The sequence below is a fragment of the Dyadobacter sp. CY312 genome (genome assembly GCF_021390535.1).
Taxonomy (GTDB): Bacteria; Bacteroidota; Bacteroidia; order Cytophagales; family Spirosomataceae; genus Dyadobacter.
Window position 1 is genome coordinate 85,447 of sequence record NZ_JAJUXG010000003.1, and the last position, 15,943, is coordinate 101,389.

Sequence of the window (15,943 nt, forward strand, 5' to 3'; positions counted from 1 at the left end):
TTTACCGGTCTGTTAAAAGTTAGCTGTAACTCCAAACTGGAAACTTCTCGTTGATGGATTGTTACGTCCTACAAAACCGATCAGGTTGGTACCGGAGCCAAAAGTAAGCGCCTCCGGATCATAGCCGCGGAATGGCGTGCTCAGGAAAAGATTGGTACCTGTAACGCTGAATCTCACTCCCTCAAAAGCTGAGTTAGCAAGTATTGATTTAGGCAACGAGTAATTCAGACTTACCGTACGCAGCCTCAGCCATGAACCATCCTGAATATTAAACTCAGCGGAGTTACCCATGTACCTGGCCGTAGACGGATTGTAGAATGCATCGTCTATCACTACTTCCCTGGTATTCGGAACGTACGTTACCTGACCATCCGCACTCTTCTGCTCTACCACTCCTTTGAAAACCACGCGTTCATTTCTGGTTTCTGTCACTTTAATGGATCCGGCTCTGAACGCATTTCTTTCACCTAAATCCACCACATCGCCGCCTTTTTTCCATTCAAAAAGCAATGACAAAGCAAGTCCTTTATACCTGAATGTATTGGTCAAACCGGCTGTAAAATCCGGCAGTGCATTACCATAAGGCGTTGTAACAATGCTTGTAAGCGGGAAACCGTTAGACTGAATAATCTTTTGACCGTCAGGAGCTCTCAGATAATCTAATCCCCACAACTCTCCTATTTTGCTTCCTTTTACCACTTTCAAAACGCCTCTGCTTCCATTGTCGTAATACGAGATTTCTTCAATTCCTTCCGGCATTTCCAACACCTTTCCAGACATTTTGGAAAAGTTAAGATCCAGATTCCATGAGAAATCTTTGGTCTCAATGGCCTTTGCATTTATCAAAAGCTCAACTCCCTGATTTCTGATCAGACCAAGGTTAGCATAGTAAAACGAGTAGCCGGAAACATTGGATACCGGGGCACGAACAATCTGGTTTTTACTATCCATGGTGAAATAAGTAGCGTCTACCATGATCCGGTTCTTGAAAAATCGAAGCTCCGTACCGAATTCCATCGAAGTGGTGCGTTCCGGCTGCAAATCTTCCGCGGCAGTAGTTGCCCTGCGGAATACACCTTTAACAGAATTCCCGAAAGGGAAATTGGATGTTACATCATAGTAGTCGCCAGTCACGTATGGCACAGTCGCTTTCCCTACCTGCGCCCATGAAGCCCGCAGTTTACCATATGATAAGAAATCATTTTTAGGTAAATTCTCGGTAAACACATACCCTACACTGAATGAAGGATAAAAGAATGACCTGTTGGCTTTTGGCAGTGTAGATACATTGTCATTTCTTCCTGTTACGTTCAGATAAAGTATGTCTTTATAGCTCAGTTTGGCATCCGCAAAGTAACTTACGATACGGGAATGTGCAGGTGAATAAGGCCGCGTCTGATAGTTGAGATAACTGTCGAAACCATTACCAAAAGGTGCCTTCCACCGCTCTCCTCTTTCCCAGTAACTATCCGGTGTTTCACTGTCAACCACGGAGTTACCTACCATCAATGACCCGCTCCACGAAGGGCTGAACTGCTTTGTGGCTGTCACATAAAGATTTGAGTTAACCTCTCTGAAATTGATGACCTCTTTTACCAAAAATCCTTTCACAGCCGTTCCTACGTCAAAAGTACTGTCAACCTGGCGACTCCTTCTTTCGTTGTATGTATCCATTGTAAGCTGGTATTTGGCAGTAAGCCAATGTGCTATTTTATAATCCAGAGTCACATCGGCAATGTATCTGTTTACTTTGTCGATACGCGGACTTTTTTCTACCAGATAACGCGGGTTGTCCGTAAATCCTGGAAGCAGGTTTTTGTACGAACCATCCGCATTCAGGTAATCATTGACGTCATAGGTATTGGGCCAATAGGACAATGCACTGAAAATAGATTTGTCACCAGCGGGTGGACGTTTTCCTCCCGATCTCACGTAATTGAAAGTTGCCGAAGCAGTGAGTTTCTTTGTAAGATTATAACTCCCTGCAATCTTTCCGGAAGCCCTGCTAAAATCCGTAGAAGGCACAATTCCACTTTGGTAATTATGACCAAGCGATACGTAGATGTTACCCTTTTCATTGCCTTTTGTCAGAGAAATGTTATTATTAGTCCTGAAACCAGTCTTATAAAAACCCCGGAAATTATCGTATATCTGATCTGTTGTATTTCCAATGATGGAAGGTCCGAGAGAACGGTATGGCGTTCTGGCTCTTTTTTCTGTTGGTGAAATAAACTCTCCAAAACTTCCCTGAATAAACCGGGTCTGAATGTCAGGCGATTTGCCCAGAACGTCCATTCCGGCAGAAGCCGAAACGGTAATGTTAAGCTTTCCTGATTTCCCACGTTTTGTGGTGATAATTACTGCTCCATTAGACGCCCGAAGCCCGTAAAGCGCAGTAGCAGCTGGCCCTTTCAATACAGAAACTGCTTCTATATCATCAGGATTAATATCCGCTGCACGGTTGGTGTTCCCAAACTGTTCGTTTGCGTTGAATGCATTGGAACCGGAGCTTGGCAAAGGATTTCCTCCTTTTGTATCATTGCTGATGATGATTCCGTCAACCACGAAAAGCGGCTGATTGTTGGCATCGCCACTGATGGATGTTATTCCTCGAAGGAGAATGTTAACACCAGATCCCGGTGCTCCACCTGAACCTGTAATAATAGCTCCGGCAATTTTCCCTTGCAAAGCGCCTACCACGTTTGGATCTCCCGAGTTCTTAATTTCTTCGGATCTCACAGACTGAACCGAATACCCGAGCGCACGTTTTTCCTGTGTCTGTCCAAGTGCGGTAACTACCACTTCGTTCAAAACGGAGACATCCGATTCCAGTCTTACGTTAATTATTCCTTGGTTACCAACTTTGACTTCTGTCGTTTTGTAACCAATAAAACTAAAAACCAAAGTACTGCCTGAGCCGGCATTTAAGGAGTAGCTTCCTTGTGCGTCGGTGGTTGTTCCCTGTGCTGTCCCTTTAATGGATACGTTCACCCCAGGAATCTCTGCTCCCGATTCTTCGGTTACCTTACCACTCACCATAACCTGCTGGGCAAGAAGCGTGTGAGTGCAGAAAACCACCAGGAGCAACACAAGCCAAATGTGGGTGTGCAGTAGTTTTTTCATCATAAGTATTTGGTTAATTGATATTTTTTGATGACTTCAATATTTAAATATGCAATAATTAGTTTGAATAAAATAATAGTATTATGCTCAAAATGGCATATTTAGTTTCGCAATATGTAACCACAACAACCGTAAATACTGCCAGATTTAAAACAGATCAAATTTTATTGATATTCTCTAACTTATTAAAAGGTAACTCCAAGTCACTTTTTTAATGCCAAATATAAAATGGCCGCCTGCTGTTGCAAACGGCCATTTTGGCAATGCTTCGAAATATATAATGATGTTACTGAGCCAGATATCCGCCATCAACGGCATGATAGGATCCTGTAATGAATGACGCTTTATCCGAACTTAGGAACAGTACCAGCTCGGCAACTTCTTCCGGTTTTCCAAGTCGACCAATCGGATGTTTGGATTCCAGAAATTTGATGGTTGCCTCGTCAAAATCTTTGAGCAAAGGTGTGGCAATAAATGCAGGTCCCACAGAATTGGCCCTGATATTCTGCGTGCCGTATTCCAGTGCTATATTCTTGGTCATTCCCACCACTCCGTGTTTGGCAGCTACGTAAGCAGCACTGTTGGCAAAACCTACGCTACCCAATATGGAAGCCATATTAACAATGGCTCCGCCACCAGATTTCAGCATGGCCGGAATCTGATAACGCATTCCATAAAACACACCGGATAAATTGATAGCGATTACTTTGTCCCAGCCTTCGACCGGATATTCACCCGTCGGGGCAGCTGGACCGCCTATCCCCGCATTGTTGCATGCTATATGTAAAGCGCCGTATTTGGCAAGGGTTTCGGCAACAAGTTTCTCGTTATCAGCAGGGCTCGAAGAATCTGCTTTTATGAAGGTGGCCTCTCCACCCTTTTCGATAATTAACTTTACGGTTTCTCCTCCTTCTTTTTCATTTATATCGGATACCACCACATTGGCACCTTCCTGTGCATACAGCTCTGCAACACTACGTCCAATTCCCGAACCAGCGCCTGTAACAATCGCCGTTTTACCTGATAAAATACCCATGACCAAAAATTTAATTTGAAGTTCTACATCAATACAAAAATCAAGCCTTTTATATTGTGTTGATATGACCAGGGTCAGTTTAGGAAGTGATCAGAGATCAGCAATGTATCGTTGACCTCCTAAGGCACGCATTTGCCGGGATATTTGTCCGCTGCGTTTCACCACATATGCCGACGGATTTTTAATCGAAAACCGGATTGGATTAGGCAAAACCGCTGCGATTCTGGCAGCTTCGGCTCGGGTGAGGCGTTTGGCCGATTTGTTGTAATAACGCAGTGAAGCAGCTTCCACACCAAAGGTCATTTTTCCCATTTCGGCTACATTGAGGTAAACTTCCAGAATGCGTTCCTTTCCCCATACAATCTCTATCAGAACAGTGAAGTAAGCTTCCAGACCTTTTCGGATAAAACTTCTCCCATGCCATAGAAACACATTTTTTGCAACCTGCTGCGATATCGTGCTGGCTCCGCGTGCCCTTTTCCGGTCTTCGGTCATGGCATCGTAAATCTGATCAAAATCGAATCCCGAGTGATTCGGAAAGTTTTGATCTTCGGAGGCTACCACCGCCAAAGCAGCTTCCTTGGATATATTCTCATAAGGCTCCCAGTCGTGATGAATCTCAGTGTCTTCATCGGCTTTCATGGCGCTGATTTTACAAGAGATCATATAAGGAGTAATCCAAACAGGCAAGAATTTAAGTATGATGACCCAAACTATTGAAATACCAAAAAATAAAATAAAGATTCTGAGGGCAATGAACGACAAACGGCGGAGCATAAAATAATTTTTCTTCCTTACAGATACTTAAAGTGCGAAACAGCGTACAAAGAACTGAAACTAATCAGGTTTAGGCAAAGAAATAGTTATCAATCTCTGCCTTATTTTTCTTCACACTCTGTTTCAGAATGCTATGAATGAAGAAATACTCAGTTTTATATGGCGTTTCCAATATTTTGAAATGTCCGGCCTGCAAACAGATGAGGGGCAATTGCTTTCTGTAGTTCGTCCGGGATTAAAAAATGCCAATGCCGGTCCCGATTTTTCAGGATCAAGAGTCACCATAGCGGGTGTAAACTGGGCGGGAAGCGTCGAGATACATACCAAATCGTCGGACTGGTTTCAGCACCTGCATGAATCTGACAATGCGTATGAAACGGTAATACTGCATGTGGTGTGGGAAAATGATAAACCTGTATACAGAAAAGACGGTTCACTTCTCCCAACCTTAACTTTAAAAGGTCTGGTACATCTCTCCGTCATAGAGCGATACAACAAGCTGATTGGCGAGACTGACGAAATTCCCTGTTCCAAATCATTTGATCAGGTGAGCAAAATTCACAAACTCGCCATGCTGGATCGCAGCCTGCTCGACCGCCTTTACAGAAAAGGCTCACTGGTGATCGACTTATTAAATGAAAATAATCAGGATTGGGAAGAAACGAGCTACCAGTGGCTAACCCAGCATTTTGGTTTCAAGCTCAACGATCCCGCATTTTTGAGACTAAGCCAAATCCTCCCGCTAAAAACAATTTTAAAACACAGAGACAATCTCTTGCAGGTGGAAGCGCTGCTGTTTGGCTGTGCGGGTTTAATTCCCGAGATAAAACCTGATTTAGAAATAACGGAAGAAAGCGCTTACCCTCGTGAACTGCGGCGTGAATTTCAATTCCTGGCTGCGAAATATCAGCTTTCACAAATGCAGCATCACGAATGGAAACTTATGCGGTTGCGCCCCGCTGGTTTCCCGACCATCCGGCTCGCACAATTGGCGGTATTAATTAGCAAGAGCAACGGATTATTTTCAACTTTTACAGGCACCAAAGATGTATCTCAGCTTCATCAGTTGCTAAACCTGCATCAGTCCGAATATTGGCAAACGCATTTTTTATTTGGCAAAAAATCAAAAACAAAAGTCCCGTTTATGGGTAAAGATGCTTCCAATTTACTGATCATCAACGCAGCTGTACCTTTGCTGGTGGCTTATTCGAAACAGCGCCAGCAACCCGAACTGCTCGACAAAGCGATGAAATGGCTTTCAGAAATTCACGCCGAGAATAATCAGATCACACGTAAATGGGAAGTACTGGGAATGAAAGTAAAAACCGCCGCGGACTCCCAGGCCCTGATAGAGCGGTATAACGGTTACTGCACCCAAAAACAATGTTTGAAGTGCAGTGTAGGAATGTCTTTGATCCGGTCACGTTAAGAGCGGCTCACGAGATTTACGCCCGTCAACAAAAATACAGAGCCCACCAAAAACGGAACAACAGATTCCCATTTCGTCACTGTCATACCCAAAACAGGTTTTTCAGATAAAAAGGCAACACAGGCAAAAAGTAAAACGGCTATACCAAGCAGCGTAAGCAAAGCACCAAAAAAACGTCTGAAACGTGTAGCTTCCATGAGGGAATAATAATTTGTCCGATAATTAGGACTGCAAAAGTATGAAATACAAGCGGCTGGAACAATATGACTGGAACAGGGAAATTTCAGGTGTAAACTACTCAACCTGCACCAACCCCATTTTCTTCCCTTCCTCAACCATAAATGCAAAAGCAGCGTTGAATTCGTTGGGGATCGTTCCTTCCAGAATCGCTTCCCGTATTATCTCTTTCATTACGCCAACCTCTTTCGATGGTTTAAGCCCGAAGGTTTCAATAATAACCTCGCCGGTAATAACGGGCTGGAAATTACGAAGTGTATCACGCTCTTCAAGGTCTTTGAGCTTCTGCTCCACAATGTCGAAATTATGCAGGAAGCGCTTTACCTTTTCGGGGTTTTTGGAAGTGATGTCAGCGCGGCAGAGTTTCATAAGCGCCTCAATATCCTCACCAGCTTCTACCAGCAAACGCCGCATGGCTGAATCGGTAATCTGTTCTTTGGAAAGCACGATTGGTCTCAAATGAAGACGTACCAGCTTTTTAACGAACTTCATTTTCTCATTCAGCGGAAGTTTCATCCGACGGAAAATCACCGGAACCATTCTTGCTCCTATCTCTTCGTGGTTGTGAAACGACCAGCCTACTTTTTTGTCAAACTTCTTGGTCGCCGGTTTGGCAATGTCATGCAAAATTGCCGCCCATCTGAGCCAGAGATCGTCGGTATGTTGCGATACATTATCAAGTACTTGTAAGGTGTGGTAAAAATTATCCTTGTGTCCTTTTCCATCCTTGGTCTCAACTCCCTGTAACTCCACCATTTCAGGAAAAATGATACCTAAAATCCCAGCGTGATAAAGCAATTTGAAACCGTACGACGGTGTAGGCGAAAGTATGATCTTGTTGAGTTCGTCAGAAATTCTCTCCATGGACACAATCTCAATGCGATCTTTCATCTGCACAATGGCATCAAAAGTATCGGGTTCAATATCAAAATTGAGCTGAGAAGCAAAACGTATTGCCCGCATCATCCGCAGTGGGTCGTCGGAAAAAGTAATGTCTGGTGCTAACGGCGTACGTATGATCTTTTTTCTGAGATCACGAACTCCGTCGAATGGGTCTACAAGCTCTCCAAAGTTTTTTTTATGCAGACTGATCCCCATCGCATTGATGCTGAAATCACGCCTGTTCTGATCGTCCTGTAATGTTCCGTCTTCGACAGCAGGTTTGCGGGAATCAGGATTATAGGACTCTTTTCTGGCTCCTACAAATTCAATTTCCAGATCACCCTGACGGATTTGCGCGGTTCCAAATGTCTTATATATGCTTACGTGAACATCCGGCCCCAGCTGAGAAGCAACGAGTTCAGCAAGTTCAATTCCACTTCCAATCGATACAATATCAATATCCTTGCTGTTCCTCTTCAATATCAGGTCACGAACGAATCCGCCAATGATATATGCGTCCACACCAAGCTTCGAGGAAGCCTGTGCAACGATTTCCAGAATAGGGTATTGGATTAACTGCTCTTTAAAATTCATGCCGCAAAGGTATAAATTTCTTCTCCTTTACGACATCAAAAGTCGAACTACGCTTACAAATTATCATCCTGACCGGCAGATGACCTATGTTTCAACTTACCGCGAAAAGCCGGGGTTCCAGCGCAAAAGTCCGGATTGAACAACCTCATTCAAAATCAATACCGCACATTTTGAGGCCGCCAGATGTGTGTTGATATCATGGCAAATATCTTAAACGGAGCAAGCAAAATAGCTGTTACAACTGCCGCTGCCAACCAGACAGCGCCGAGGACGATTCGAAGAAGGTATACAAGGATGTTTATCATATTTGTATATTAAATCACATTATACAACAAAATTGTGATATTTTAAGCATATACGACACAGCGTATCCTTTAGATCGGCGAGGCCTTTATTATTTTGATTTTTTGGGGAAAAATAATCTTTAAAAACAAAGGTGTCAAGTTAAAGAAGCTTCCAAACTTTAACTTAACACCTTAGAAAATGAAGTAGTTGGCAAAACTGTGTACTCAAAACTGCAAACTTTTGACTGAATGAAATCAGCTGTTTACCATAAAGAATGCCGTTCTGGGAAACCGGTCAAATAATTCGTCTTTCAAAGACTTGTCTATCGGCAACTCACCAACTGCTGTCGACATACATTGAAGCCAGGCAACGGCATCGTCTTCGGTTATGGTATGCGGCATGTGTCTTGCCCGCATCATCGGATGCCCATGCACATCAGAATAAAGTTGCGGACCACCCAAAAACTGGGTCAGGAAAAGGCGTTGTTTTTCTTTTATTTCCTCTTTGTCATTTTTGAAAAGCCTGGAAATCAACTCATGTTGAAATACAAGGTCGTAAAAACGATCGGTAAGTAACCTTAATGCTTCGTCGCCGCCAATGCGTTCGTAGAGCGTAGCGTTTTCCATTTTAAAAAATTTTCGTTCATCTAATCAATCTCCTCTTAACTTTCAAACCGCAAGTGCTTCACCGACTCTCCGGATTTGGCAAGTTCGGTAAGCGCTTCTATTCCAATTTCAAGGTGTTTATTCACATAATCATTCGTTACCTTTTTGTCGCTTTCTTCCGTTTTCACTCCTTCCGGAACCAGCGGATTGTCGGAAACGAGCAGCAATGCTCCGTGCGGAATGGAATTGGCAAAACCAACAATAAATATGGTAGCCGTTTCCATGTCAATAGCCATTGCGCGAATCTGACGAAGATATTCCTTGAAGGCGTCGTCGTGCTCCCAGATTCTCCGGTTGGTGGTATAAACTGTACCGGTCCAGTAATCCATTTTGTGCTTGGCGATACTTGCCGAAACCGTACTTTGCAAACGGAATGACGGTAACGCCGGAATTTCAGAAGGCATGTAGTCATCGCTTGTTCCTTCTCCACGGATGGCAGCTATTGGAAGGATAAGATCTCCGATTTGTGTTTTTTTCAACCCCCCGCATTTACCCAAAAACAATACTGCTTTGGGGCTGATTGCAGAAAGCAAGTCCATTACAGTTGCCGCCATTGGGCTCCCCATTCCGAAATTGATAATGGTGATATCATTGGCCGTCGCGGTTTGCATGGCTCTCCCCTGCCCTTTCACTTCCACGCCAAATTTATCGGCGAACATTGTAACATAGTTTACAAAGTTTGTCAGCAAAATATAATTCCCGAATTCTTCTACGGGCGTGCCGGTATATCTGGGGAGCCAGTTTTCAACGATCTGTTCTTTCGTAGTCATTTTTACAAAATTTATAGTGGTATGAGTTTGTTGAACCGGGAATATACTAAAAAAGACGGGTAAGAGGTTCCCGTCATTATTATTATCCATGTGCTATCTTCGCATATGGAATCATTGAATCTTCCCGCATTTGAATACAAAGTTAAGCAGGTAAACGGGAAACCATATATTTTTGACATTATACGAAGAAAATTCGTAGTGCTCACTCCTGAGGAATGGGTGCGGCAGCATTTTATCCATTTGCTTATCAATCAGTACGGTTATCCGAAATCCCTTTTTGCAGTAGAAACGGGTATGAAGTACAACAAAATGGCCAAACGAACGGATATTATGATATTGGCTCCTGACGGAAGCCCGTTTTTATTGGTGGAGTGCAAAGCTCCTTTTATTTCTGTTGGCGAAGCCGCTCTTGCACAAATCAGCCGTTACAATTTCACGTTACGTCCTACTTATCTGGCTGCGACCAACGGCATGAGCCACTATTGTTTTCAGGCCGTTGATGGACATATTCATTACATGGATGATTTTCCAGCGTATAGGAACGTAGCGGGGAAGCAGGATTCCATTTGAGTTAGCCATCGTTTGTGTCCCCACAAACGATCTGCGAACCGCCGTAAAGACACAATGCGATGCTCAAAAGCCGTTTGTGAGGGCACAAACTGCGGCGCCAAAGTTCTAAGTCAACAGTACTTACGTGTTGATTTAAAACTATTTGAGAATAGTAAAGATAAACAAATGGCCTGCCGGACGATTGTCTGGCAGGCCATTTGTTGTTGACTTATAGTCGATAATACTACGGATTATTTCGCAGCTACCAATTTCACATCGATAAAGAAATCATCGTTGATCACTTTGTCGCCAAGGTTATCGAAGAATGATTTTGAACTGTATTTGATGTCGTATTTAGAACGGTCAACAACCATTTTACCAGTTGCTTCTGCACCTGCCGCAGTAGTTTTAACAGTTACAGGGAAAGTCACCGGTTTTGTAATTCCTTTGATCGTAAGATCGCCGGTTACATCATAAACACCAGCAGTTTTTGCAACAGCCTTAGTTACCACAAACGTTGCAGTCGGGTGTTTTTCAACAGAAAAGAAATCGTCAGATTTAAGGTGTCCGATCAATTTTCCATTGTACTCTTTATCCGTAATGTCAGTACAAGTGATGCTATTCAAATCTGCAACAAATTTACCACCAGTCAACTTCGTTCCATCCAAAGTCATGGTTCCTTCTTTCAAGGTAATTTTGCCTGTGTGCTCACCAGCAACTTTTTTTCCAAGCCATGTTAATTCACTTTTCGCAGTGTTCACTTTCAGGTTAGTTGCTTTTGCTTTGCCACCATCCGCTGCTGAAACAGTTGAAGAAACAAAAAGAGCTACTGCCAAAGAGGCAACAAAAGATTTCACTGAGTTCATTGTAGTTTTCATTTAATTAGAATTGATTGTTTATTATTTGTTTTTATTGTTGTGGTTGTTATTCTGATTCACGCATTTTGTCAAGCAATCTGCTCATAAGCTCGGCCTCTTCTTCTGTAATCACGGCGCTCATCCCGTTTTCCCATTCTTCCAGGATCGGATCTATTACCGAAAGTAAATCCAGACCTTCTCTTGTAATTTTTACGTCCACTGCACGCCTGTCGCTTGGGCAAGACGTCCGCTCGGCAAGATTCTTTGCCAAAAGCTTATCAATAAGCCTCGATGTATTCGAATTTTTGTCGAGCATCCGTTCGGCTATATCACTCACCTTAATCGCATTGGGCTGTTGTCCTCTCAAAATTCTCAGCACATTATATTGCTGAGAGGTAATATCATGCTCCTTAAATAGCTCCAATTGTTTGTATCCCAACCAATTGCTGGTATACGTCAGATTAATCGCGAGCCTTTGGTAAGCACTTCGAAATTTTTTCTGTTTAATATCAGTTTCAATAGACATGGTCGTCGTCAGTTAAAGAATGCAATACCCATGTATATACATTTAATGTAGTAACATGTATTTATTGAAATTTGGTTCACATTCTTAAAAAGTATTTGTTAAAAAGTAATATTTAGTTATTCAATTAACTGTATATCAATAAGTTGATCATTATATAAGTTTTGATTATTAATAAACTCTTGGTTCGGGTTTGTTTTAGAATATAACTTTTGATTCTTATCACCTAACTCGGCTTTAATTTTTAATTTGTCGAACGCGCCCTAGGTTAATTCTGAATTCATAACTCTTAAATCTTAATTAATTCACTCCAAATACATCATGCTCCCACTTTCCAAGCAACTCATCCTGGCGTCTAATTCTCCGAGAAGAAAACAACTGCTCAACGAAGCAGGTTTTTCATTTGAAGTTCGCGTACTACCAACAGATGAAACTTATCCGGATACCCTACCAGCTGGCGAAGTAGCAGGTTACATTTCCCGGCAAAAGGCTGAAATGTTCAGAGGAGCAGAATTCGCAGACAAACTGATATTGACTTCTGATACCGTGGTGGTTCTCGGAAACGAAGTTTTGACGAAACCCGTGGACAGCCAGGACGCTTTCGATATACTGAGCAAACTGTCCGGAAAGGAGCACGAAGTGGTTACGGCTGTAAGTCTTCTTGTCAACGGAGAAATTACAACCGTATCTGATGTTGCTTCTGTTTCATTTAGAAAATTGGAGAATTCGGAAATAAACCACTATATTGAACAATACAAACCCTTCGACAAAGCCGGATCATACGGCATCCAGGAATGGATCGGAATGGTTGGTATAGAAAAAATTCATGGTTCATTCTATACCATCATGGGCTTGCCGGTACATGTCGTGTATCAGCTGCTCAAACCTTATATGAGCCAATTTGACAAAGGCTAACACTGCACATCAACACTTAATGATTACAGATACTCCCGATAAAATCCCCGCCATTTGTTATGAGATATTCGTACGCTCGTTTTGCGACTCAAACGGTGACGGTATTGGAGACATAAACGGTATTATTTCCAAACTGGATTATCTCAAAGATCTTGGCATAGAAGCAATCTGGCTCACACCCATTCACCCTTCGCCAAGTTATCACAAGTATGACGTGGTCGATTTTTATGAAATCGATCCGGAATATGGGACACTGGATGATTTCAAAGAATTGCTCCGTCAGGCTCACGAGAGAAACATTGCAGTATATCTCGATCTGATCGTAAACCACATCAGTACGCTACATCCCTGGTTTATAGAGGCGAGCAAAGGTCCCGATAATCCTTTCAGAAACTTTTTCTGGTGGATGTCACCTGAAAAAATCGAGGAGATGGGAATTGGAAAAAGGGAAACCTCAGGCGATTCCGACGAAGTTTATCCATGGCACGACAACCCGGGAGATACGGAGCAATTTTACGGTATGTTCTGGAAAGGAATGCCGGATCTTAATTACGACTCCGAAAACCTGCGTATAGAACTTTCAAAAATTATCTATTTCTGGTTAATTGATATTGGTGTGGATGGTTTCCGGCTCGATGCAGCAAGGCATATTTATCCACCCTGGGTTGAATACAACAATCAGAATTTCTGGTGGTATTTCGATTATTTCGTTCGCAACATCAAACCAGAAACTTACACGGTAGGTGAAATATGGGCTACCGCGGATGAAGTTGCACCCTATTTCAAAAATCTGAATGCGGCTTTTCACTTTGACCTGAGTTTTGCTTTGCAACGAATACTGTTGCAGGAAAAAGATGAAGATCTGATTTCTAAACTTTTGGACAGTTATACCCTTTTTGCAAAATACAATCCCAAGTTTATCGATGCAACGATGCTCACCAATCATGATCAGGATAGGATCGGGAGTGTTGTTGGGAACAATATCGAGAAAATAAAACTGGCCGCATCCATATTATTGACTTTGCCCGGACAGCCTTATTTGTACTATGGAGAAGAAATTGGCATGTTAGGCACCAAACCAGATCCTTATATCAGAGAGCCTTTTCTCTGGACCGAAAATGCAGAGAACGTTGACAGTGTCAGGTGGATCCAATCTGAATTTTCCACACATGAAAACGTGGTAGCTCTTTCAAGGCAAAAGCATCATCCTGAATCTGTTTTCAGTCATTACAAAACATTGATCGCGCTTCGGAAAATGCATCCTGCGCTTTCTCAAATCCTTACACCTAATCTGGAAAAGGTTGATCTGAACGACGATGAAATACTGGCATATTCCCGTCCACACGACAAGGAGCCGATATTGATCATTCATAATCTTTCCGCAAATCCCAAAACGACACAGTTGCCTGAGGACAAAATGGAATTTACCAAAACACTCTTTACCAATACGGTTAATTTGTCCGCCAAAGAGTTTGTATTAACTGCTTATTCCACCGTTGTTCTTTCTCAATAAGTCAAATAAAACAGGGAGGTTCAGTAATTTAAGTGGTTACAACCTCTTTTAAACCAAAGTGTTTTCGCTTTGAAATTCCAAAAGTATGAAACGACAGTTTTTCTTATTGCTACTAATATCTTTTATGGCTTCATCAGGTATTGATGTATTGGCACAAAAAACTTACCCAACCATGGGAAAGGTGATTTATGAAGATCCGTCCTTTGAAAAGCTTTTACCCAAAACATCCCAGGTTGAAGTACTGGCTTCCGGTTTTACCTGGTCCGAAGGGCCGGTTTGGAATAAAGACGGCAGCTACTTACTTTTTTCCGACGTACCCGAAAACAAGATTTATAAATGGGAGGAAAAGTCAGGTCTCTCCGTGTTTTTATCTCCTTCGGGCTACACCGGACTGGGTACATATAGCGACGAGCGCGGCAGCAACGGCTTGATCATTGACAACAAAGGACGCCTGATATCCTGTGAACACGGCGACCGGCGGATATCGGCCATGCCTATGACTACCGGAGGAAAAGTGACATTGAGTGATAATTTTGAAGGAAAACGTCTCAACAGCCCCAATGATGTAGTTCAGCATGCAGGCAACGGAAATTTTTATTTCACCGACCCGCCTTACGGACTTCCCAAGAAACAAAATGATCCTTCCCGGGAAGTAAAACAATTTGGAGTTTACAGGATTGACACTGACGGAAAGACAACTTTGCAGATCGGAGATCTAACACGACCAAACGGTCTGGCTTTTTCACCGGATGGCAAAATACTCTATGTGGCGCAATCCGACCCTGAAAAGGCAATATGGATGAGCTACCCTGTGGAAAGGAATGGGAATATTGGCAAAGGCAAACTGCTGTTTGACGCTACCGATATGGTAAAAGCAGGCAAAATGGGATTACCTGACGGTTTTAAAATAGATAAGGCGGGAAATATCTGGTCATCCGGTCCGGGAGGTTTATTGGTTATTTCTCCCGCAGGAAAACTTCTTGGCCGGATTGAAATGGGAGAACTGACATCCAACTGTGCCTGGGGAGACGACGGAACGGTACTGTATATGACGGTGGATGGATATATATGCCGGATCAAAACTGGTACCAGCGGAGCAGGATGGTAAACAAACAAAACATGCTCCCGTGTATTCAAACAGGAGCATGTTCTATATTTTTAAAAAAACCTATTTCCGGTCAACACCTCTCAGATTCATCAGCGTGGCTTCCACATCAGCCTTAACTCGGGGCCAGTCGGCTTTGCCATTTTTATAAATCTGTGTGTAGGTTTTGTATAACAAAAGCTGGTCGGCGCTGAGTTTGTCAAGATCTTTGGCAATCAGGTCACGGTCATTCGCATTTGCGGTTTTGAACTGATCCAACAACCGGCTGTATCGTCTTTCTGTAATGTCTATTTCATACAATACCACATCTCCAAGTTTATCCATTTCGGAATAGAGATTTACCAGCTTCTGGTTGACATCCGGATTTCCGGCAACTACATTTCCACCAGTCGCATTATCTGGTTTGGTATCCGTTAAGCGCCCGTAATCTTTCTTATAGGTATCATTGCTTTTGTATGTTTCTTCTGTGCGATTTGTCGCAGGAACATAAGCTTTCCGGGCCGAAACAGTGTCTACTTTCGTACTTTGGTTCAGGTAGTCACCGTGCTTTGTATCAGACACAGTTGACGTACGAGAATCCGATTTGGATAATGTACTCGACATGTTTTTAACCCCCGAACAGGAAAAACCGAGCAAACCACAAGCCACTGCAAACAACAAAATAGATTTACGTCTCATGACTT

The 15,943-nt window shown here is 42.8% G+C and carries 15 protein-coding genes; 5 read left to right on the forward strand and 10 right to left on the reverse strand.

Going from position 1 to position 15,943, the window contains the following annotated elements; genetic code table 11:
- Positions 1-12: 12 nt before the first annotated feature.
- From LZG71_RS04515 to mtgA, 3 genes are all read right to left on the reverse strand, one after another.
- Positions 13-3,126 carry a SusC/RagA family TonB-linked outer membrane protein gene (locus LZG71_RS04515; RefSeq protein WP_233817436.1) on the reverse strand — a complete coding sequence of 1,038 codons (3,114 nt, stop codon included), beginning with the start codon at positions 3,124-3,126 and terminating at the stop codon, positions 13-15.
- Between the two features lie 283 nt (positions 3,127-3,409).
- On the reverse strand, positions 3,410-4,159 hold the full coding sequence (locus LZG71_RS04520; RefSeq protein WP_233817438.1) for an SDR family NAD(P)-dependent oxidoreductase: 750 nt from the start codon (positions 4,157-4,159) through the stop codon (positions 3,410-3,412).
- A 90-nt stretch (positions 4,160-4,249) separates the two neighbouring features.
- Positions 4,250-4,936: a monofunctional biosynthetic peptidoglycan transglycosylase gene (mtgA, locus tag LZG71_RS04525; protein ID WP_233817440.1), complete on the reverse strand. Its 687-nt coding sequence runs from the start codon at positions 4,934-4,936 to the stop codon at positions 4,250-4,252.
- 133 nt (positions 4,937-5,069) lie between these two features.
- Here mtgA and LZG71_RS04530 point away from each other — a divergent pair, with 133 nt between their 5' ends.
- Positions 5,070-6,365, forward strand: coding sequence for a DUF2851 family protein (locus LZG71_RS04530; RefSeq protein ID WP_233817442.1), 1,296 nt, complete (start codon positions 5,070-5,072; stop codon positions 6,363-6,365).
- Here the strand turns inward: LZG71_RS04530 and LZG71_RS04535 are convergent.
- The 4 genes from LZG71_RS04535 to LZG71_RS04550 form a co-directional block, all read right to left on the reverse strand.
- On the reverse strand, positions 6,362-6,562 hold the full coding sequence (locus LZG71_RS04535; protein WP_233817444.1) for a hypothetical protein: 201 nt from the start codon (positions 6,560-6,562) through the stop codon (positions 6,362-6,364). The genes LZG71_RS04530 and LZG71_RS04535 overlap by 4 nt on opposite strands.
- 97 nt (positions 6,563-6,659) lie before the next feature.
- Positions 6,660-8,078, reverse strand: a complete 1,419-nt coding sequence (locus tag LZG71_RS04540) for a CCA tRNA nucleotidyltransferase (RefSeq protein ID WP_233817446.1) — start codon at positions 8,076-8,078, stop codon at positions 6,660-6,662.
- 539 nt (positions 8,079-8,617) lie between these two features.
- A complete protein-coding gene (locus tag LZG71_RS04545; protein WP_233817449.1) occupies positions 8,618-8,989 on the reverse strand; it encodes a globin in 372 nt (123 codons plus the stop codon).
- Positions 8,990-9,024: 35 nt separating this feature from the next.
- Positions 9,025-9,798, reverse strand: a complete 774-nt coding sequence (locus tag LZG71_RS04550) for an AMP nucleosidase (RefSeq protein WP_233817451.1) — start codon at positions 9,796-9,798, stop codon at positions 9,025-9,027.
- Between the two features lie 105 nt (positions 9,799-9,903).
- Between LZG71_RS04550 and LZG71_RS04555 the strand changes: the two genes are divergently transcribed.
- Positions 9,904-10,368, forward strand: a complete 465-nt coding sequence (locus LZG71_RS04555; RefSeq protein ID WP_233817452.1) for a type I restriction enzyme HsdR N-terminal domain-containing protein — start codon at positions 9,904-9,906, stop codon at positions 10,366-10,368.
- Between the two features lie 230 nt (positions 10,369-10,598).
- Here the strand turns inward: LZG71_RS04555 and LZG71_RS04560 are convergent, their stop codons facing one another.
- Positions 10,599-11,213 (reverse strand): YceI family protein, encoded by a 615-nt coding sequence (locus LZG71_RS04560; protein ID WP_233817454.1) that lies wholly within the window; start codon positions 11,211-11,213, stop codon positions 10,599-10,601.
- Between the two features lie 58 nt (positions 11,214-11,271).
- Entirely contained in the window at positions 11,272-11,730 is a 459-nt protein-coding gene (locus tag LZG71_RS04565) for a MarR family winged helix-turn-helix transcriptional regulator (RefSeq protein WP_233817456.1), read from the reverse strand.
- A gap of 318 nt (positions 11,731-12,048) precedes the next feature.
- On the opposite strand from LZG71_RS04565, the gene LZG71_RS04570 reads away from it, so the two are divergent.
- From LZG71_RS04570 to LZG71_RS04580, 3 genes are all read left to right on the forward strand, one after another.
- Positions 12,049-12,642, forward strand: coding sequence for a Maf family nucleotide pyrophosphatase (locus LZG71_RS04570; protein ID WP_233817458.1), 594 nt, complete (start codon positions 12,049-12,051; stop codon positions 12,640-12,642).
- A 19-nt stretch (positions 12,643-12,661) separates the two neighbouring features.
- Positions 12,662-14,155 carry an alpha-amylase family glycosyl hydrolase gene (locus LZG71_RS04575; protein WP_233817460.1) on the forward strand — a complete coding sequence of 498 codons (1,494 nt, stop codon included), beginning with the start codon at positions 12,662-12,664 and terminating at the stop codon, positions 14,153-14,155.
- Between the two features lie 85 nt (positions 14,156-14,240).
- The gene (locus LZG71_RS04580) at positions 14,241-15,263 is read left to right on the forward strand and encodes an SMP-30/gluconolactonase/LRE family protein (RefSeq protein ID WP_233817462.1); all 1,023 of its coding nucleotides are present in this window, start codon (positions 14,241-14,243) and stop codon (positions 15,261-15,263) included.
- Between the two features lie 60 nt (positions 15,264-15,323).
- Here the strand turns inward: LZG71_RS04580 and LZG71_RS04585 are convergent, their stop codons facing one another.
- Positions 15,324-15,938 carry a hypothetical protein gene (locus LZG71_RS04585; protein ID WP_233817464.1) on the reverse strand — a complete coding sequence of 205 codons (615 nt, stop codon included), beginning with the start codon at positions 15,936-15,938 and terminating at the stop codon, positions 15,324-15,326.
- Between the last annotated feature and the right edge of the window lie 5 nt (positions 15,939-15,943).